Origin of the sequence: Microbacterium oryzae (assembly GCF_030406385.1) — a bacterium.
Taxonomy (GTDB): Bacteria; Actinomycetota; Actinomycetes; order Actinomycetales; family Microbacteriaceae; genus Microbacterium; species Microbacterium oryzae_A.
This window is the reverse complement of sequence record NZ_JAUEPM010000002.1, coordinates 69592-88763: the sequence shown is the minus strand read 5'-3', so window position 1 is coordinate 88763 and position 19172 is coordinate 69592. Positions and strand designations below refer to the sequence as shown.

19 protein-coding genes and 3 tRNA genes are annotated in these 19172 nt (G+C 72.6%); 5 read left to right on the top strand and 17 right to left on the bottom strand.

All coding sequences use genetic code 11. The features are described from left to right. Window positions 1-32 precede the first annotated feature (32 nt). Complete coding sequence (locus tag QWJ90_RS04350) at window positions 33-737, bottom strand: DUF2520 domain-containing protein (protein WP_290106446.1); 705 nt, start codon at window positions 735-737, stop codon at window positions 33-35. A gap of 57 nt (window positions 738-794) precedes the next feature. On the opposite strand from QWJ90_RS04350, the gene QWJ90_RS04345 reads away from it, so the two are divergent. Beyond that, window positions 795-1118: a hypothetical protein gene (locus QWJ90_RS04345; RefSeq protein ID WP_290106445.1), complete on the top strand. Its 324-nt coding sequence runs from the start codon at window positions 795-797 to the stop codon at window positions 1116-1118. Here the strand turns inward: QWJ90_RS04345 and QWJ90_RS04340 are convergent. The 15 genes from QWJ90_RS04340 to tilS all read right to left on the bottom strand — a co-directional run bounded on the left by QWJ90_RS04340 (window position 1099) and on the right by tilS (window position 16374). Beyond that, on the bottom strand, window positions 1099-2373 hold the full coding sequence (locus QWJ90_RS04340) for an RNA polymerase sigma factor (protein ID WP_290106444.1): 1275 nt from the start codon (window positions 2371-2373) through the stop codon (window positions 1099-1101). The two genes, QWJ90_RS04345 and QWJ90_RS04340, sit on opposite strands and share 20 nt — an antisense overlap. A gap of 10 nt (window positions 2374-2383) precedes the next feature. Then, window positions 2384-2809: a YciI family protein gene (locus tag QWJ90_RS04335; protein ID WP_290106443.1), complete on the bottom strand. Its 426-nt coding sequence runs from the start codon at window positions 2807-2809 to the stop codon at window positions 2384-2386. A 44-nt stretch (window positions 2810-2853) separates the two neighbouring features. Next, window positions 2854-4575, bottom strand: coding sequence for a PH domain-containing protein (locus QWJ90_RS04330; RefSeq protein ID WP_290106775.1), 1722 nt, complete (start codon window positions 4573-4575; stop codon window positions 2854-2856). Between the two features lie 5 nt (window positions 4576-4580). Further along, a complete protein-coding gene (locus QWJ90_RS04325) occupies window positions 4581-5168 on the bottom strand; it encodes a PH domain-containing protein (protein WP_290106442.1) in 588 nt (195 codons plus the stop codon). After that, window positions 5122-5607: a DUF3180 family protein gene (locus tag QWJ90_RS04320; RefSeq protein WP_290106441.1), complete on the bottom strand. Its 486-nt coding sequence runs from the start codon at window positions 5605-5607 to the stop codon at window positions 5122-5124. Before QWJ90_RS04320 ends, QWJ90_RS04325 begins: the two co-directional genes overlap by 47 nt. Further along, the gene (folK, locus tag QWJ90_RS04315) at window positions 5604-6140 is read right to left on the bottom strand and encodes a 2-amino-4-hydroxy-6-hydroxymethyldihydropteridine diphosphokinase (protein WP_436836689.1); all 537 of its coding nucleotides are present in this window, start codon (window positions 6138-6140) and stop codon (window positions 5604-5606) included. The genes QWJ90_RS04320 and folK overlap by 4 nt, the downstream gene beginning before the upstream one ends. Further along, window positions 6137-6532, bottom strand: a complete 396-nt coding sequence (gene folB, locus QWJ90_RS04310) for a dihydroneopterin aldolase (protein ID WP_290106440.1) — start codon at window positions 6530-6532, stop codon at window positions 6137-6139. The genes folK and folB overlap by 4 nt, the downstream gene beginning before the upstream one ends. 4 nt (window positions 6533-6536) lie before the next feature. Next, entirely contained in the window at window positions 6537-7328 is a 792-nt protein-coding gene (folP, locus tag QWJ90_RS04305; RefSeq protein WP_290106439.1) for a dihydropteroate synthase, read from the bottom strand. After that, a complete protein-coding gene (folE, locus tag QWJ90_RS04300) occupies window positions 7325-7936 on the bottom strand; it encodes a GTP cyclohydrolase I (RefSeq protein ID WP_290106438.1) in 612 nt (203 codons plus the stop codon). Before folE ends, folP begins: the two co-directional genes overlap by 4 nt. A gap of 10 nt (window positions 7937-7946) precedes the next feature. Beyond that, on the bottom strand, window positions 7947-9950 hold the full coding sequence (ftsH, locus tag QWJ90_RS04295) for an ATP-dependent zinc metalloprotease FtsH (RefSeq protein WP_290106437.1): 2004 nt from the start codon (window positions 9948-9950) through the stop codon (window positions 7947-7949). A gap of 103 nt (window positions 9951-10053) precedes the next feature. Then, on the bottom strand, window positions 10054-10605 hold the full coding sequence (gene hpt, locus QWJ90_RS04290) for a hypoxanthine phosphoribosyltransferase (protein WP_290106436.1): 552 nt from the start codon (window positions 10603-10605) through the stop codon (window positions 10054-10056). A gap of 9 nt (window positions 10606-10614) precedes the next feature. Next, window positions 10615-11595 (bottom strand): NAD-dependent epimerase/dehydratase family protein, encoded by a 981-nt coding sequence (locus QWJ90_RS04285; RefSeq protein ID WP_290106435.1) that lies wholly within the window; start codon window positions 11593-11595, stop codon window positions 10615-10617. Continuing rightward, window positions 11592-14267, bottom strand: a complete 2676-nt coding sequence (locus tag QWJ90_RS04280) for an alpha/beta fold hydrolase (protein ID WP_290106773.1) — start codon at window positions 14265-14267, stop codon at window positions 11592-11594. The genes QWJ90_RS04285 and QWJ90_RS04280 overlap by 4 nt, the downstream gene beginning before the upstream one ends. Continuing rightward, complete coding sequence (locus tag QWJ90_RS04275; RefSeq protein WP_290106434.1) at window positions 14261-15283, bottom strand: 3-oxoacyl-ACP synthase III; 1023 nt, start codon at window positions 15281-15283, stop codon at window positions 14261-14263. The genes QWJ90_RS04280 and QWJ90_RS04275 overlap by 7 nt, the downstream gene beginning before the upstream one ends. Before the next feature lie 101 nt (window positions 15284-15384). Then, window positions 15385-16374, bottom strand: a complete 990-nt coding sequence (gene tilS / locus QWJ90_RS04270) for a tRNA lysidine(34) synthetase TilS (RefSeq protein ID WP_290106433.1) — start codon at window positions 16372-16374, stop codon at window positions 15385-15387. 101 nt (window positions 16375-16475) lie between these two features. On the opposite strand from tilS, the gene QWJ90_RS04265 reads away from it, so the two are divergent. Beyond that, window positions 16476-17012 carry an inorganic diphosphatase gene (locus tag QWJ90_RS04265; RefSeq protein ID WP_290106432.1) on the top strand — a complete coding sequence of 179 codons (537 nt, stop codon included), beginning with the start codon at window positions 16476-16478 and terminating at the stop codon, window positions 17010-17012. Between the two features lie 63 nt (window positions 17013-17075). Here the strand turns inward: QWJ90_RS04265 and QWJ90_RS04260 are convergent, their stop codons facing one another. Then, window positions 17076-18563: a peptidoglycan DD-metalloendopeptidase family protein gene (locus tag QWJ90_RS04260; RefSeq protein WP_290106431.1), complete on the bottom strand. Its 1488-nt coding sequence runs from the start codon at window positions 18561-18563 to the stop codon at window positions 17076-17078. Between the two features lie 213 nt (window positions 18564-18776). Here QWJ90_RS04260 and QWJ90_RS04255 point away from each other — a divergent pair. From QWJ90_RS04255 to QWJ90_RS04245, 3 genes are all read left to right on the top strand, one after another. Then, window positions 18777-18849: transfer RNA gene (locus QWJ90_RS04255), tRNA-Glu, on the top strand. Window positions 18850-18891: 42 nt separating this feature from the next. Next, a tRNA-Asp gene (locus QWJ90_RS04250) sits at window positions 18892-18965 on the top strand. A 65-nt stretch (window positions 18966-19030) separates the two neighbouring features. Beyond that, window positions 19031-19103 (top strand) — tRNA-Phe (locus QWJ90_RS04245). Window positions 19104-19172: the final 69 nt, after the last annotated feature.

Genomic DNA, 19172 nt, shown 5'->3' with positions numbered 1-19172 from the left:
GTCTGCCTGCAAGTCTAGTCAGCCGGTCCTGGTCACTCCTCGGGCGGCAGGTCGGGGATGGCCGGGCTCGCCTCGGTGAGCGCCTGGTCGACGGTCGACCGCACGAGGGCCGAAAGATACCCGCCGGGGTTCTCCACCCCGATTCCGCGGAGGATCCCCGTCGCCTGGCGGACGATCTGCCGCGAGAACTCCGACGCCGTCGCGATCGCCTCGGCGTACGCGACCCGGTCGGCCTCCTCGACCACGACCGGCTCGCACCCCAGCTCGACCGCGAGCGCCTGGGCGATGGGCAGCACCGGTCCCGGCGCGGTGACGGCGGCGTACGACGCGGAGAGCTGGCGCAGGTCGATCGTCGTGCCCGTGAAGGCCATCGCGGGGTGCACGGCGAGCGGGATGGCGCCCTTCTCGGCAGCCGCGCGCAGCACCTCGATCCCGTATGCCGCGTCGGTGTGGAGCACGAGCTGCCCCAGCTGCCACGCTCCCAGGTCGGCGAGCCCGTGCACGAGGCCGGGGAGCTCGGCATGCGGCACCGCGAGCACGACGAGCTCCGAGCGACGCACGACCTCGAGCGCATCGAGCACGGGCACATCGGGCAGCACAGCGGAGACGCGCTCCTCGTCGGACCCGCTCGTGATGCCGGTGATCGCGTGTCCTGCGCCCGCGAGCGCTGCCCCGATCACGGGCCCCACCCGGCCGGCTCCGATGATGCCGACTCCCAGTCGTCCGTCCCGTCGCACGGCGTCGACCCTACGCGATGGCGCCGTGCCCCGGGTCGACCTGGCATCCTCGTCGTCATGATGCGCTTCTGCCGCAGCCGTCGCGACGGCGCGCGCTGCACCCGTCCTCTCGACCACCCCGGCCTGCACCGGCATCGCGCGATCATGTGGAGCGACCTCGCCGCCGACGCCGCAGGGTGCCCGGGCACGGGCCAGCGCGGCGCCCCCGCCCCACCCCTCGACGACGGCTATCCGCACGGGCTGGCGCTCTGCCCGACCTGCGGCCGGTTCATCGAGCTCGATCCGCGCGGGCGCTTCCTCCCCCACGACACGTCGGACGCCGCCGAGAGCGACGCGGAGGTCGCACGCCGACACGAGTGGTTCAACGCGCACGGCTGGTAGGGGCTCCCGTCGCGGCCGCGCGCGCCTGCAGCGCCGCACGCTCCCGCTCGTTGCGGACGAGCGCCGCGGCGTCCGCGAATTCCGCTCGCGCCTCCTCGTCCCGCCCGAGGCGCGCGAGCAGCTCGCCGCGCACGGCGGGCAGCAGATGGTAGGTCCGCAGCCGTCCGCCCGCGACGAGTTCGTCGACGATGCGCAGCCCCGCGTCCGGCCCCGATGCCTCGGCGACGGCCACCGCGCGGTTGAGGTCGACGATGGGCGACGGGGCCACCTGCGCGAGCGCCTCGTACAGCCGCACGATGAGCGCCCAGTCGGTGCCTGCGACGTCGGGCGCGACGGCATGGCACTGCGCGATGGCGGCCTGCAGCGCGTACGGCCCGCGGCCTCGGCCCAGCAGGTCGACGCGGGCGAGCGCCGCGCGACCGCGCGCGATGGCGGCGCGGTCCCAGCGCCGGCGATCCTGATCGGCCAGCAGCACCGGCTCTCCCCGCGCGTCGGTGCGCGCGGGGAACCGGGAGGCCGTGAGCTCCATGAGGGCGAGGAGGCCGTGCACCTCGGGCTCTCGCGGCAGCAGCGCTGCGAGGATGCGGGCCAGCCGGATGGCCTCGCGCGCCAGGTCGGGCCGCAGCAGGTCCTGACCCGAGCTCGCGGAGTGGCCCTCGTTGAAGACGAGGTAGAGCACTGCCAGCACCGCGGCCACCCGCGTCGGCCGCTCCTCGGGCAGTGGAACCTCGAACTGCACGCCCGCCTCCGCGAGGGCGCGCTTGGCGCGGACGATCCGCTGCTGCACGGTGGCCGTCGGCACGAGGAAAGCGCGCGCGATCTCGTCGGCCTCGAGACCGGCCACGGCGCGCAGTGCGAGAGCCACCCGCGCGGGCGGTGCGAGCACGGGGTGGCACGCGACGAACACGAGGCGCAGCACATCGTCGTCGATCTCGTCCGGGTCCCACGGGTCCGCGTCCGGCTGCGCCTCGTCGAGCGCGTGCGCGAGCGCCACCACGCGCGCGTCGTAGCGCTCCCGACGTCGCCAGACGTCGATCGCCTTGTGCTTGGCCGCCGTCGTCAGCCACGCGGCGCCGTTCCGGGGGATGCCGGAGCGCGGCCACTGCGCGAGCGCGTCGGCCACCGCCTCCTGGGCGAGGTCCTCGGCGAGGGAGAAGTCGCCCGTGTAGCGCGTCAGGGTCGCCACGATGCGCGCGGCCTCGGCCCGCCAGACGGCCGTGACGGCGCGGCGCACCTCGTCCGCCGCGCCGCTCACGGTGCCGCCGTCACTGCGCGCGGTTCGCCTGCTCCTCGCGCCATCCGGCTTCCTTCTCGATCCACTCGTTGTCGGCGGGGAAGTCGCTCATCTCCGTCACCCGGCGCACCTCGATCTTCGACCCCGGGCCGAGCGGCACCTTCCGGGCCCAGTGCACGGCCTCGTCCTTCGTGGCGACCTCGATGATCCAGAAGCCGCTGAAGAGCTCCTTCGTCTCGCCGTAGGGGCCATCGGTGACCAGCGGCGGCTCGCTCGAGAAGTCGACGACGAACGCGTTGTCGTCGATGTCGGCGAGGCCCTCACCCGCGAGGAGCACCCCGGCTTTCATGAGCTCCTCGTTGTACCGGCCCATCTGCTCGAGGATCTCCTCGAACGGGACCTGCCGGTACGCCGCGGTGGCCTCGTCGGTCGCGCGCATGATCATCATGAACTTCATCGGTCTCTCCACCTCTCGCGGGGGTCGCGTCTCGACCCTCTCACTCAGTGCGTCGAACGGGGAAGACCGGAATCGACATCCGCGTCGGAATCCATCGGGATCGGCGCGAGGTGCTCGCCCCAACGGTGGGTGTGGTCGCGTGAGGCGGCGTGCACCGCACGCCGGCTGGCTTCCTGCAGGAGCGCGATCGCGTCGTCTCGCTCGAGTCCGACGACCTGACCCGAGATGGGACCGGCGACCGTGTGCGCCTGACCCCAGGCGACCCGCTGCAGGCGATCGATCGGCCCCTGGGCGATCGAGACGCCCTGCAGTCGGGCGAGCGGGAAGATCGCGAGCTTCCGCCAGATCCGGCCGCGGCGCAGCAGCAGGCCGAAGTCGGTGACCGCGTAGCCGTGACGCCGCCACGAGAGCGGGCGCCGCCACGCCGCCCGGGCGGGCATGCGCCGGTAGGGGTCGCCCTCGACAGGGCCGAGGATCCCGTGCTCCCACACCAGCGGGAGATCGGCGACCGGGGCGTCGGGGAGGATGAGCGCGAGCACGCGCTCCACGTCCGCTCGCTTGCCGACCGGCAGCACCACGTTGAACTGCTGCGCGGTGCTGCTGCTCTGCTGCGCCAGGCTCTTCCCCGTCATGCGGTTGATCTTCACGGTCCACCAGCCGAACGGCCGCCACAGCAGCGACTGCGAGACCTCGACGGCGAAGATGCGCCCGGGCGGGAGCGTCTCGGTGACCGTCGTGAAGAGACCGAACGTGATCCGCACGCCGTCGGGGGTCGGGGCGATGGCATAGCGCAGCGATCGGGAGATCTGCGCCCAGACGATGGCGACCGTCGCGAGGAGGAACGGAAGCCCCATCCCGATGCCCGCTCCCAGGAGCACGAGCATCCCGTCGCCGTCCTCGTTCGCGAGCGCGATCGGGAGCAGCCCGAGCATGACGGCCGCGAAGACGACCATGAAGAAGACGAACCAGATGACCCCGCCGATCACCTGCGACCCGACGAGCCGGCCCGTCGGGATCTTCACGACGCTCTCCGGCGCGACGTCGCCGAGGTCCACTCCCTCGATGAGGCCGCTCACGCCCTCGTTGAGATGCCCGATGACCTGCGCGCGCAGCCCGGCGGCCGGCACCGCCGCGCCGGAGCGGGCCGCAACTCGCGCCGCCCGGGCGCCGGAGGCCAGCCGCAGGATGTCGGCGCGCACCGCCTCCGCGCGGGTGGTGGCCAGGTACTCGAGCACCACGTTCGCGTCGCTGCCGGCGCCCACGACCTCCAGCTTGGCCATTCCGATGAGCCGCGCGGGGAACGGGCGGGTGAGGTTCACGCCCTGCACGCGGTCGAGCGGCGCCCGCCGGTGGGAGCGGAAGACGATGCCCTTCCGGACCTCGACGTGCTCCTCCGTGATGCGGAACTGCTGGAACCGCCACACCAGCCAGAACACGAGCACGAGCACCGCCACCACGCCGAGGGTCGCGAGAAGCGCCACGAGGATGAGGTTGTTGGCCAGCACCCAGTCGAACGGATCGCCGCCCCGGTAGTCGTCGACGTGCGCCTCCGGCGGCGTGAACAGCGACACCGCCCAGAAGATGAGGCGGTCGCGCATGTTGTTGAGCGCGATGCCCGCGACGATCAGCAGGGCGAGGCCGCCCTTGAACAGCGGCGTGAGAGGGTGCAGCCGGTGCCACTCGCCGTCGGCGACAGCCGACGCGCCGCCACCAGGCAGCACGGCGACGCCGGCGCCTGCGCCGGGTGAGGCCGGCGTGGGTGCCATCGCGCTCACAGCCCCGTCCGCCGGGTCTCGGCCACCTCGATGAGTGCGTCGCGCAGCGCCTCGGCCGCGTCCTGCCCGAGCCCGGGGATCTCCACGCCCGTGGTCGCCGCCGCCGTCACCATCTTCAGCTTCGCGATGCCGAAGGCGCGGTCGAGCGGACCGCCCGTGATGTCCACCAGCTGCATCCGCCCGTACGGCACCGCGACCATCCGCTGCCACAGGATCCCCTTGCGGAAGACGATGTCGTCGGCCCGCAGCATGTATCCGAGCGCACGCGCCTGCCGCGGGAGGATGGCGAGGGGCAGCGCGGTGATGAGCGTGACGGCGCCCGCGACGACCCATGGCCAGACCTGCGCGTCGGCGAGCGCCCACACGACGATCGCGACCGTCCAGACCACGACGAGGAAGATCGCGTTCTGCAGCAGCTGCGATGCGACGTACTTCGGCGAGATCTGGTGCCAGGTGCCGTCGAGGGCGAGGCCACCGCCGCGGCGCGGTTCGCGGATGCCGCGATACGTGTCGTCGTCGAGGACGGGCGTCGAGACCTCAGCGGGGCTCGGCTCCGGCTGCGGGTTCGTCGGGATCTCGCTCATCGGGGTCCTTCGGCAACGTGCAGAGGTGCTCTGCGAGCAGCGCGGCAGCCACGAGGAGTGCACCCGCGATCGCGCACGCGATGGTCGTCCCGACCGACCCTAGCGCGGGTGCCACCGGCCGCGTGGCGCCGTAGAGCAGCAGACCGAGCGCCGCGGCCCCGACGACGGCGCCCACGATGCTCGACGCCTTCGCCAGCACGGCGATGCGCAGCGCGCGGAACGGATCCACGCGCGGCGCATCGGGGTCGCGCACGGATCGGCGGACGGGCCAGGCGAGCGCGAGCACGAGGGCGCCCAGGAGCACGAGGAGGACGGGGAGCATGAGCGAGGGCGCGAAGGTGGCGCGTCCCGACGCGGTGAGCACGTGATCGAGCAGGAAACCGGCGCCGCCGCCCAGCAGGGCCGCCACGAGCAGGGTCACGGCGTTCGTCCGCCTCATGCCCGCTCCCCCCGCAGCCGGGAGAGCAGCGCGTCGACGCGGCCGGCGCCGGGCAGCACCGCGTCGGGGTCGACCTCGAGCCAGGGGACGAGGACGAAGTCGCGCTCCGCCGCGCGCGGGTGCGGGAGAACCAGCCGAGGGTGGTCTGAGCGCACGTCGCCGTAGGCGATGAGATCGAGGTCGAGCGTGCGATCGCCCCACCGTTCGCGGCGCACGCGCCCGTGGTGCTCCTCGATCGCCTGCAGGTACCCCAGCAGCACGGTGGGCGCGAGCCGCGTCGTCACGAGGGCGACGGCGTTGAGGTAGGCGGGGGCGTCGGCGTCCGGGCCGTCGAGCTTCACGGCGACCGACTCGTGCGGGCGCGAGCAGGTCACGTCCTCGGTCAGCGGCAGGCGCTCGAGCTCATGGACGGCGGCGGCGAGGGTGGCGGCCCGGTCGCCGAGGTTGGCGCCCAGCGCGACCACGGCCGCCACCGCCGCGGGGCGCTCGCGTGCGGGCGCTGAGCCGAGCGGTCGGGCGAGGTCGCGGCTCACGGCGCGTCCTGCCCGTCGGGCTGGTCGAGCGCGAAGCGGCGCACGGTGACCGACACGTCGGCGAACTGCGCGGTGATCGGAGCGTGGGGCTTGTGCACAGTGACGTCGACCGCCCGCACGAGCTCGTCGGCCAGCACCGCGTCGGCGATGCGATGGGCGAGGGTCTCGATGAGGTTCACCGGCTCTCCCGCCACGATCGCGACCACCTGCTCCGCGAGCTCGCCGTAGTGCACGGTGTCCGCGACGTCGTCGGACTCCGCGGCGCGCCGCGTGGACAGCGACAGCCGCAGGTCGATCGTGAAGTCCTGGCCGTTCTCGCGTTCGAAGTCGAAGACGCCGTGCCGCCCGAAGGCCGTCAGTCCGGTCAGTTCGATCCGATCGAGCGCTTCCATGTCGTCAACCCTGCCAGGCCCGCGCCACCGCCAGCGCATCCCGGGTCGCGGCCGCGTCGTGAACGCGCACGCCCCACGCACCCGCACTCGCCGCCAGCACGCTGGTGACGGCGGTCGCGAGGTCGCGCTGCGCGAGCGTGGGGGCATCGCCGAGCGCCGCGGTGAGGAAGCCCTTCCGCGAGGTGCCGACGAGCACGCGGAAGCCGAGCGCGAGGACGTCGTCGAGCTCGCGCAGCAGCGCCCAGTTCTGCTCGCCGCGCTTGGCGAATCCGATGCCCGGGTCGAGGATGATCCGCTCGCGATCGACGCCGGCGGCCAGCGCGGCGTCGACCCGGGCCGAGAGCTCGTCTGCCACCTCGCGCCCGATCCGCCGGTACGACGCCTCCCGGTACATGTCGGCGGACGGACCGCGCCAGTGCCCGAGCGCGACGTCGACGTCGTGCGCGGCGGCCACCTCGAGCAGCGCGGGGTCCGCGAGGCCGCCGGAGACGTCGTTGAGGATGGCAGCGCCCGCGTCGATCGCCGATCGCGCGGTCTCCGCGCGGTACGTGTCGACGCTCACGGTCGCGCCGTCCGCGGCGAGCGCGCGGATCACCGGCTCCACGCGCGCGATCTCGGCCGCCGCGCCCACCGGCTCAGCCCCGGGGCGCGTGGACTCGCCGCCGACGTCCAGCACGGTCGCACCGTCCTGACGAAGTCGGCGTCCGTGCGCGACAGCCGCGTCCACGGCGAAGTGCGCGCCGCCATCCGAGAAGGAATCGGGGGTGACGTTCACGATGCCCCAGATCGAGGTCACGGCAGCTCCTCGTGCGCGAGACCGCCGCCCAGCGCGATGAGGGAGACGATCTCGCCGCGGGCCGCCGGCTCCGCGAGCTCGCCGCGGGCCGCGACGGTGACGGTGGAGCTGTCGCTCTGGCGACCGCCGCGCATGGTCACGCACTGATGCACGGCGTCGAGGACGACGACGACGCCGCGGGCATCGAGCGAGCCCGCGATGGTGTCCGCGATCTGCTCGCCCAGGCGCTCCTGCACCTGCGGGCGCGCAGCCAGCACGTCGACGACCCTGGGCAGCGCGCCGAGGCCGACGACCTGCTCCCCCGGCAGGTACGCGATGTGCGCGTGGCCGGCGAAGGGCAGCAGGTGGTGCTCGCACATCGAGCGGAAGCGCACGCCGCGCAGCAGCACCGCGCCGGACGGGAGCGTGTCGGGCGCGGGTCCGCGGCTCACGCTGATCGTGTGGGCGAGGGGCGCCGCCGGGTCCTCCCCGACGCCGGCGAAGAACTCGGCGTAGGCGTCGGCGACGCGCTGCGGGGTCTGGCGCAGCCCGGCGCGATCGGGGTCCTCTCCGATCGCGACGAGCAGCTCGCGGGTGAGCGCCGCGACGCGCTCCCGGTCGACGGTCACGCGCTCACCGTCAGGCCGTGGCGGGGCGCGCGTGTCCGGTCGCGGGCCGCGTCACCGACTGGGTCGACGAGTTCTCCGCCGCCGTCGAGGCGGCGATGCCGTCGACCTGGCGTTTCCGCGGCACGTCGATGGGCGGGAGGGCCGAGACCGGACGGTCGCTCGACGACAGCCACTGCGGCCGCTCGGGGAGCTTCTTGACGTCCTTGAAGATCTCCTCGATCTGCAGGTGGTCGAGGGTCTCCTGCTCGAGGAGGGCCAGCGCCAGCCGATCGAGGATCTCGCGGTTCGCGTTCAGCACCTCGTACGCCTCGTTGTGCGCGAGCTCGATGAGCGCGCGCACCTCGCCGTCGATGTGCTCGGCGAGGCGCTCCGAGTAGTCGCGCCCGTGACCCATGTCGCGCCCCATGAACACCTCGCCGCTGGAGCTGCCGAGCTTCACGGGGCCGACGGCCGTGGTCATGCCGTACTCGGTGACCATCTTGCGGGCGATGCTGGTGGCCTTCTCGATGTCGTTCGACGCGCCCGTGGTGGGGTCGTGGAAGACGATCTCCTCGGCCACGCGGCCGCCCATCGCGTAGGCGAGCTGGTCCTGCAGCTCGTTGCGCGTGACGGAGTACTTGTCCTCGAGCGGCAGCACCATCGTGTAGCCGAGCGCCTTGCCGCGCGGGAGGATCGTGATCTTCGTGACGGGGTCGGTGTAGTTCATCGCCGCCGCCGCGAGGGCGTGACCGCCCTCGTGGTACGCGGTGATGAGCTTCTCCTTGTCCTTCATCACGCGGGTGCGGCGCTGCGGACCGGCGATGACGCGGTCGATCGCCTCGTCCATCGCGCGGTCGTCGATCAGCTGCGCGTTCGAACGCGCGGTGAGGAGGGCCGCCTCGTTCAGCACGTTGGCGAGATCGGCGCCGGTGAACCCTGGCGTCTTCCGCGCGACGACCTCGAGGTCGACATTGTCGGCCAGCGGCTTGCCGCGGCTGTGCACCTGCAGGATCCGCAGCCGGCCCTTGAGGTCGGGGGCGTCCACGCCGATCTGCCGGTCGAAGCGGCCGGGGCGCAGCAGCGCCGGGTCGAGGATGTCGGGGCGGTTCGTCGCCGCGATGACGATGACGTTGACCTTGGGGTCGAAGCCGTCCATCTCGACGAGCATCTGATTCAGCGTCTGCTCGCGCTCGTCGTGACCGCCGCCCATGCCGGCGCCGCGGTGCCGGCCGACCGCGTCGATCTCGTCGATGAAGATGATGGCCGGGGAGTTCTCCTTGGCCTGGTTGAAGAGGTCCCGCACGCGGCTCGCGCCGACGCCGACGAACATCTCCACGAAGTCCGAGCCGGAGATCGAGTAGAACGGCACGCCGGCCTCGCCGGCCACTGCACGTGCGAGCAGCGTCTTGCCGGTTCCGGGAGGGCCGTACAGCAGCACGCCCTTCGGGATGCGGGCTCCGACGGCCTGGAAGCGGGCCGGGTCCTTCAGGAACTCCTTGATCTCCTGGAGCTCCTCGATCGCCTCGTCGGCGCCGGCGACATCCCCGAACGTCACGTCCGGGTGCTCCTTGCTCATGAGCTTCGCGCGCGACTTGCCGAACTGCATCACGCCGCGGCCACCACCCTGGGCGCTCGACATGAGGAACCAGAACAGCAGGCCGAGCAGGAGGATCGGCACCGCCAGCGAGAGCAGGCTGTCCCAGATCGTCGCGCGCGGCACCGCGTCGTCGTAGCCGTCGGCGGGAGCGGCGGCGTCGACCGCGTCGACGACCTCCTCGGCGCGGGCGGTGACGTAGTAGAACTGCACGTCGGTCGCACCCTCGTACGCCTTCGACAGCGTCATGTCCACGCGCTGGTCGCCGTCGGTGATGACGACCTCGCTGACGGTGTCGCCGTCGAGCAGCTCGAGGCCCTGCTGCGTGGAGATCTGCCGCGGTGCGCCGAGGTTGGAGATGAGCGAGAACCCGACGATCAGCAGCACGCCGACCAGAAGGATGTAGATCAGCGGGTTGCGAGTGAGCTTCTTGACGTCCATGCCTGGCGTGACTTCCTCCCGTCGACGCGACCAGCGTCGAGTCGTCTCAGGCTACCGCGGCCTCTCTATGCGCCGTCTGGGATTCGCCCACGGCGTACGGGGGTCAGGCGTAGACGTGCGGCGCGAGCACGGCGACATCACGGAGGTTGCGGTAGTGCTCGGCGTAGTCGAGGCCGTAGCCCACGACGAACTCGTTCGGGATGTCGAACCCGAGGTAACGGCAGTCGATCTCGACCTTCGCGGCGTCGGGCTTGCGCAGCAGCGCCAGCACCTCGATGGACTCGGCACCGCGCGAGGCGAAGTTGCTCAGCAGCCAGCTGAGCGTGAGGCCGGAGTCGATGATGTCCTCGACGATGAGCACGTGGTAGCCGCCGAGGTCGGTGTCGAGGTCCTTGCGGATCTGCACCACGCCGCTCGACTTCGTGCTGGAGCCGTAGCTCGACACCGCCATCCAGTCCATGACGACCTCGCGGTTGAGGCACCGCATGAAGTCCGCCATCACCATGACGGCACCCTTCAGCACGCCGACGAGGAGGAGCTTCTTGCCCTCGTAGTCCTTCTCGACCTGCGCGGCGAGCGCGCGCAGCTTCGCGTGGATCTCCTCCTCCGTGACGAGGACGCGATCGAGGTCACCGGAGATGTCGGCTGCACGCATGAGACCAGCTTACGTTCCGCCGCGCGAGCGGTAGTGCGCGGCGAGGCGCTCGAGCCCCTCGTCGATCGTCACACTCGGCCGCCACTGCAGGTCGCGCACGGTGTCGCGGAGGTCGAACCAGTGGGCGGTCGACAGCTGCTCGGCGAGGAACCGCGTCATGGGCGGCTCGTCGACGCCCGGACGGATGGCCCATGCCCGCTCCACGAGGGATCCCGCCACGCGCGCGACGCCCGCGGGCACGCTCCACCGCGGCGGCTGCACGCCGGCGGCGCGGCAGATGCCGGCCAGCAGGTCGCCCACGGGGCGCGGCTCGCCGTTCGTGAGGAGGTAGGCCCGGCCGTGCGCCTCAGGTGCGCGCTCGAGCGCCGCGGCGATGCCGGTGGCGGCGTTGTCGACGTAGATCGTGTCGATGAGCGCGGTGCCGCCGTCGAGGAGCGGCAGGCGGCCGCGCCGCGCACGCTCGACGATCCGCTCGATGAGCTGCGGGTCGCCCGGCCCCCACACGAGGTGCGGCCGGACGGCGACGACGTGCATGGCACCGCCGTCGCGTGCGAGCGCGAGGAGCTCGGCCTCGGCCTTCGTCCGCGCGTAATCGCCGCGCGCCGAGTCGGGCGACGCCGGCTCCGCCCCCACGCCGACCAGCGACGACCCGGCATGCGCGACCGACGGCGACGACACCTGCACGAAGCGCCCAGCTCCGGCGCGCTCGGCCGCGTCGAGCATCGCCCGCGTGCCCTCGACGTTCACGGTGCGGAACTCCGAACGGTCGCCGGCGAGCGAGACCTTCGCGGCGAGGTGCACGACCCCGGCGACCCCGGTCATCGCCCGCTCGACCGTCGCAGCGTCGGTCACCGAACCCAGGACATCCTCGGCACCGGCGACACGCGACGGGCGGCGCTGCAGCGTGCGCACCTCGTGGCCGGCTGCGAGGAGCTGCTCGACGACCGCGCGACCGAGGAAGCCGGACGCTCCCGTGACGAGGACCTTCACGGCCGCATCGCCTTCCCGCCGGCGAGCGTCCGCTCGGCCCATCCCGACAGCCGGGTGCGGTCGATCTTCGAGTTGTGCCGGATGTCGGTGGGGAGCACCGGCACGACGAGCACGGCCGCGAGCGGCAACCGGGCCGCCCCCCGCACGGCGGCGGTCAGGTCGGGGCTCGCGAGGCCAGGGCGGCGGGCCGCGGGGCGGGTCTCGACGACCGCCACCGCGCGCCGGTCGCCCTCTGGGCCGATGCCGACGACGGCCGCGCGCCGCACGGCGGCGACGGTCTCGATCTCCTGCTCGGTCGCGACGGGGGCGACGGGTCCAGCCGCCGTGACGATGACGTGCGGCAGGCGCCCCTCGACCCACAGCCGCCCCGCGGGGTCGAGGTGCCCGACGTCGCCGGTGCGGTGCCAGCGGCGCCCGTCCTGCGGCACCTCCCGTGCGGCCGCCCGGTCGGTCAGCCACAGCCGGTCGTAGCCCCGCTTCAGATGCGGAGCCGAGATGAGGATCTCCCCCAGCACGCCGGGCTCCTCGCCCGGCTCGCCCGTCGCGTGCCCGGCGGGGTCCAGCGCGCTGATCTTCACGCGCCCCTCGCCGATCGGCCGCCCTACGCACACGCCGCCGTCGGGCGCGGTCTCGGCGGCGCGGATGCCGTCGAGGGTGGTGTCGGTCACGAGCAGGCACTCGGTCATGCCGTACGGGGTGTGCGCCACGGCCTCGGGCATGAGGTCGCCGGCCGATTCCAGCAGCGCCCGGCCGATCGGCGCGCCCGTGGACAGGAACGTCCTCACCCCGGCGAGCGCCTCGCGGTCTGCCGGAGTCAGGCCATCCGCGGTGGCGACGACGTTGAGGATGGCCGCGGGCGAGAGGAAGACGATGCGCGCGCCGGATTCGCGGACGGCCGCAGCCACCGCCTGCGCGGTCAGCGTGCGCGGCGCGGACACGTCCATATCGGGCGTGACCGAGCGGGTGCCGAGCGCGGGCCCCAGCAGGGCGAACGGCGCGAACCCGGTGACGAGGCCGGTGTCGGGGCCGACCTCGAAGTGCGCGGCGAGCGCGTCGCGCAGTGCGGACAGCTGCGCGTGCGTGTACACCGCTCCCTTCGCTGGTCCCGTCGAGCCGGAGGTGAAGAGGATGGCCGCCCGATCGGCAGGGCCCGGAGCCTCCGGCAGCTCGGCGTCTCGACCGAGGGCCGCGATCTCGCCCAGCGTGTGCGAGACGCCGAGTGCGCGACGCACCGCGGGGGCGAGCCCGACGGCGGAGATGCGCTGCCCGGGCCACCCCAGGGCACGCGCGGCGGCGAGGCCCTTCCGCTCGCCGATGAGGAAGGCGGGCCACGCGCCGCGCACGGCGCGCGAGAGGCCCTTCACACCGAGTCCCGCGTCGGCCACGACGACGACTGCGCCGATGCGCAGGCACGCGTAGATGACGGCGGTGAGGGTGGCACCCGGCGGCACGAGCACCGAGACGCGGTCGCCGCGGCGCACGCCGATCTCGTGCAGGCCGGCGGCGATCGCGCGGACGCGCTCGTCCAGCTGCCGCCAGCTGACGCGCCGCGTGCCCTGGGCGGAGAGCTCCACCACCGCGATGTCGTCGTCCTCGCGGCGCGCGTCGAGCGGCGCCCAGAGCGACTCGTGCGGCATCGCGGGAGCCGGCGCGTCGCCGGAAGCCGCGGCACCCTCGGGAGGACCGCTCCGACCATCCGACCCGATGGCACCATCCGGCAGGCGGTCGCCGAGCCAGGTCAGCAGCGCGTCGGCGCAGGGGCGGTCCTCCGCGACGAGGTGACCGGCGCCCTCGAAGCGGTGCACGTCGGCGTGCGGCATCCGGCGCACGAGGTCGTCGAGGTAGCGGTCGGAGAAGACCGGGTCCTTGGGGCCCCAGAGCATGAGGGCCGGCACGTCGAGCTCGGCGACGCCCGCGGCGATCCGCTGCAGCTCGGGGTGGCTCTCGTGCTCGGCGTCGGCCGGGATGTCCGCGACGAACGCGCCGATCCCGCCGCGGCGTGCGGCCGTGCGGTACGGGGAGCGGTAGGCATCGCGCACATCGGACGGCAGCGCCGGCGACGCGAGCGCGAGGGTCGTGTCGAGGAACGCGGTCGTGCGGACGGTCGCCGAGGCGAGCGCCGCGCGCGAGCCCGCGAGGCGCAGCACGGCGGGGATGGGCACGCCCTCCGGGTGGTGGATCGCCGTGTTGAGCAGCGCGACGCCGGCGAGGCGGTCCCGGTGATCGACCGCCCAGCCGAGGGAGACGACGCCGCCCCAGTCGTGACCGAGCGTGACGACTGGTCCCGCGGGGACGACGGCGTCGGCGAAGGCCGCGAGGTCGGCGACGCGCTGCGCGAGCGGCCGATGCACACCGGTGCGTTCGGACCATCCCATCTCGAGCTGGTCCACGGCGACGACGCGCCAGCCCTCGCCGGTCTCCTCGGCCTGCCGCAGCGTGGCCGCCACGACGTGGCGCCACAGGTAGGACCACGTCGGGTTGCCGTGGACGGCGAGGATGGTGCCGAGCTGCCGGGCGCCGAGCTTCACGAGCTCGTCCGCCGTGTCGAGGTGGTGCCAGGACCGGGTCACGCCGGCGTCGGCGCCCCGCCCCTCGACCACCGCGACCCGGCTCTGACGTGCGTCGAGACCCGGGAGGCTCGCCGGCAGAGGCGAGGCGGGCTGCGTCACCAGGAGAGCTCCATCATCGCCGTGTTCAGCCCCGAGCCGACGCCCATGAGGAGCACGCGGTCGCCCCGTTTCAGGGTCGCACTCTCCTCGACGAGGGTGATCGGGATGGACGCCGGCCCGACGTTGCCGTAGCGCGGGTAGGTCACCGGCACGCGGGAGCGGTCGAGCTTGGCGGCCTTCACGATGGCGTTCGTGTGGGCGGACGACACCTGGTGGGTGATGTAGCGGTCGACCGAGGCCCATCCCCACTCCGGCGCGGCTTCCTTCCACGCGGACACGACGAGCTCGAGGCCGCCCTTGAGCAGTGCCTTCGCATCGGTGAACATGCCGTCGACGCTGCCCACGCACAGCTCATGGAACTGCGTCGCGGCGCGGGTGACGCCGCCGAGCAGGCGGTGCCCCTCGGGGTGCTCGTCGGCTCGGCCGAGGACGGCCGCCGCGGCGCCGGATCCCAGCGTGAGCGAGGCGAACTCGCTCATGAAGTCCTCGCGGCCGATGTCGGCGCGCAGGAGGCGGTTGATCGTGTTGACCTGGATGTCGTCGGCGTCCTCGCCGTTCACGACGATGGCGTAGCGGATCTGGCCGGACTCGATCATGCCCGCCGCAAGGCTCATGCCGTTCATGAAGCCGAGGCACGCGTTGGCGACATCGAAGTTGACGGCCGACGTCGGCATGCCGAGACCGTGGTGCAGGCGCACGGCGACCGACGGCTCGAGGTGCTTGCGCGTGACGGAGGTGTTGACGAGCAGGCCCACCTCGGACGGGTCGACGCCGGCCTCGGCCAGCGCCCGTCGCCCCGCGGAGATCGTGGCGGCGTCGGACGACTCCCCCTCGGCCCAGTTGCGCCGCTCCAGCACACCGGCGACCCGTCGCAGCAGTCCGCTGCGCAGGCGCAGCCGCGAGAGCGCATCGGAGAGGCGGCTCTCGATGTCGTCGGAGGTCGTCACACGACTCGGCAGCTCGCTCGTGACGGACAGCAGTGCGACATTGTCGAAGCGGGCGATGGCGTTTCCTGGCACGTATCCTCCGTAGGCGCGCGCCGGCGGAGCGGCCGCGTGGACCTTCCAGCGTATTCGCTCTCGTATGCGGCGCGGGTCATACGGCCCGGTATCCCGGTGACTCAGGCTCGCGCGGCGAACACCACCAGGCCCGCTCGGCGCGCGGCGGTGAAGCCGGGAAGGTCGATGGGGCCCTGCCCGCTCCAGTCCGAGACGAGGCGGGCGACCTCGAGGGTCTGGGTGCGAGTGAGGCTCGCGCCGAACTCGCTCTGCGCCACGTGCCGGATGATCCGGTGCCGGAGGGCGGGCGGGTTGGCGGCCAGCGCGGGGACGGAGATCGCGATGCCGGCCTCGGCGGGCTCGACGATGTCCTCGATGACCTCGTCGATCATGTCGGCGAAGGCCTCGTCGTCCTCCCGCAGCTGATCGGCCGTGCGCGCGAGCGCCTCCGCGACGCCCGGGCCGAGCTCGCGCTCCAGCACGGGGAGCACGCGGCTTCGCACCCGCACGCGTGCGAAGCGCTCCTCGTCATTGTGCGGATCCGTCCACGGTGCGAGGTCGGATGCGCGACAGAACGCGTGAATCTGCTCCCGCCGCAGCCCGAGGAGCGGCCGCAGCCAGGCGAGGCCCCGCGCGTCGACGCGACGCGGCGGCATGCCGGCGAGGCTTCGCGCGCCCGCGCCCCGAGCGAGGCCGAGCAGGACGGTCTCCGCCTGGTCGTCGAGCGTGTGGGCGAGGAGGACCGCGGCGGCGCCTTCCTCCGATGCGGCGTCGCGGAGGGCGGCGTATCGCGCGTCGCGGGCGGCGGCCTCGGGGCCGCCCTCCGCCCCCACCTCGACGCGGATGATGCGCGCGTCGGCGACCCCGGCCATCCGCGCCTGCTGGGCGGCTCGGCGGGCGACGTCGGCCGAGTCGTCCTGCAGCCCGTGATCGATGGTCGCGGTCACGACCCGGAGGCCGAGCCGAGGCGCCTCGAACGCCGTCGCGACGGCGAGGGCCAGCGAGTCGGGGCCGCCCGACAGCGCGACGACGATCGCGGCGCCCGAGCCCTCGAGCGGCGCGAGCGCCGCGCGCACGGCGAGACGGACGGCGGCGATGGCGGGATCGAGCACGATCCCACGCTAGCGGGCGCGCGAGCGCGCGCTTCGTCGGGTCGCGGCGCGCGCGGCTACGCTGGGCACGTCAGATTTCCTTACGAGAGGACACCACTCGCATGGGCGCGTACGACGCAGTCATCGAGATCCCGCGCGGCAGCCGCGTGAAGTACGAGGTCGACCACGGCACGGGGCGCGTGTTCCTCGACCGTGTGCTCTACACGACCTTCGGCTACCCGACCGACTACGGGTTCTTCGACAACACGCTCGGGGAGGACGGCGACCCGCTCGACGTCATGGTCCTGCTCGACCACGCCATCTACCCGGGCGTGAGCGCCAAGGTGCGCCCCGTCGCGGTGCTGAAGATGAGCGACGAGGCCGGCGGCGACGACAAGGTCGTGGCCGTGCTCGCGAAGGACCCGCGCTGGGACCACATCCAGGACCTGGACGACCTCCCGGAGTACACGCGCAAGGAGATCGCGCACTTCTTCGAGCACTACAAGGACCTCGAGCCGGGCAAGTGGGTCAAGGTCGACGAGTGGGCCGGCGCCGCCGAGGCCGAGCGTCTCGTGCAGGAGGCGTTCGAGCGCTTCGAGGAGCACGAGGGGCAGACCCGCACGCAGGGCGAGGGCGAGCTGCCCGACTCCCGCGCCTGAGTCCCGCGACGAGAAGGGGGCCCGCCGATCGATGATCGGCGGGCCCCTTCTCGTCGTCGCGCGTCAGACCGAGATGCCTCGCGCGGCCATGAAGTCGATGGGGTTCACCGTCGCGCCGTTGACGTAGACCTCGAAATGAAGGTGGCAGCCGAACGAGTTGCCGGTGTTGCCCTCGAGCGCGATGAGCTGGCCCGCCTCGACCCACTGGCCCTGCCCGACGAGCAGGCCGCCGTTGACGATGTGGCCGTAGCCGGTCCCCGTGCCGTCGCCGTTGTCGATGTGGATGTAGTTGCCGTAGCCGCCGTTGTACCCGGAGTAGATCACGGTGCCGGAGTGCGCGGCGTAGATGCCCGAGCCGCAGCCGGCGGCCAGGTCGACCCCGGCATGGAACGAGGACGAGCAGTAGCTCGACCCGCAGATCTGGTAGCGACGTCCGTAGCCGGAGGTCTGCACGCCGTTGTTCGGACGCACCCAGCCGTTCGAGCCCGACTGCGTGGCGCCTCCGCCGCCGCCGTTGTCGGCGGGCGCCTGCTGCGGCGCCGGCTGCCCGCCGCCGCTCTGCTGCTGGGTCTGCGCCTGCTGCTGCTCGAGCTCCTGCTGACGCTGCTGCTCGAGCTGCTGCTGCCGGAGGATCTCCCGCTGGCGCTCGGCCTCCTGCCGCGCGCGCTCCTCGGCGAGACGTCGCTGCTCTTCCTCGTACTCCCGCTTCGCCTCGACCCCGGCCTGGTACTCGGCCACGGTCTTGCTCGTGGTGTCCTTCAGGGCGGCGAGCTGCGCCTCGAGGGTGATGAGGTTCGCCTCCTGGTCGGCGAGCGCGGCCTCCGCGGCCTGCTGCGCCGCCTGAGCGGCCGCCATCTTCTCCTCGGCGATCTTCTGCAGCCGGTCCCGCTCGGCACGGGCGGTCTCGGCCTGGTCGCTCAGCGACTGGGCCGAGTCGCGCGCGGAGGCGGCCTCTGCGTAGACGGACTCGTTCCGCTCGATGAGCTTGTCCATCTGCCCGAGCTGGGTGAGCAGCTCGTCGGCGTTCTCCGCGGAACCCGCGAAGAGGAGCTCGAGAGAGGTGTCGTCACCGCCGGATCGGGAGAGCTGCGCGGCGAGCCGGGCGGCGGTCTGCGCCGCCGCGTCGGCCTTCTCTGCTTGCTCGTCGGCCTGCTTCTGCAGCTCGTCGGCGCGATACGCCGCCTCGTAGAACGCCTGCTGCGCGGCGTAGTAGTCGTCTGCGGCGGCCTTCGCGGCGGCCTTCGTCTCCTCGACGCGGCTCTGAAGACCGGCGATGAGCCCCTCGATGCGCGACACCTCGGCCGCCTTCGCCGCCTCGTCGCCGCGCGCGGCTTCCACGTCATCCCAGCTCGGGTAGTCGTCGGGGTTGTACGTCAGCGCCGCCGCGGACTGCTTCGCGCCGAAGGCGCCCACTCCGGCACCGATCGTGGCGACGCCGAGGGCGCCGAAGATCAGGGCGTTGCGTCGGGAGAGGGGATTCCAGAGGATGCGTCGCTCTGCGGCGGTGGGGGCGCAGTCGCACTCCTCCACGAGGTTCTTCTCGACGTTCATCGCACCCTTCTCCGCACGTACACGCACCAGCCGAAACAGTAGCAACTTCCGTCACAGCCGGCATCTTCGCGGGTACGAAAGCGGGGAGATTCCCAGCCCATCTTCGCGCGCCTTCTCCGCGCGGCACGCCCGGCGCGCGGGCGCGGTTTGGATTTTTCGAAACCGTCTGCGTATGCTGGATCGTCGGCAAGCGTGAGCCCGAGGTTCACTCCCGGCCCCATCGTTTAGCGGCCTAGGACGCCGCCCTTTCACGGCGGTAGCACGGGTTCGAATCCCGTTGGGGTCACACGAGCTGATACAATTGAAAATCCGTGCGAAAGCACATCATGGCCCTGTAGCGCAGTTGGTTAGCGTGCCGCCCTGTCACGGCGGAGGTCGCGGGTTCAAGTCCCGTCAGGGTCGCTCCGAACGATGGGCCTTCTTTCGAGAAGGCCTTTCGTCTAGGAAGCGGCAGATATCTGCAGCTCGGCTCTGTAGCTCAGTTGGTAGAGCGCACGACTGAAAATCGTGAGGTCACGGGATCGACGCCCGTCGGAGCCACAAGGATGACCGTTACAGTCATCCCAGAAACCCTCGCCTAGCTTCTACATGGCGGGGGTTTTGCTCTGC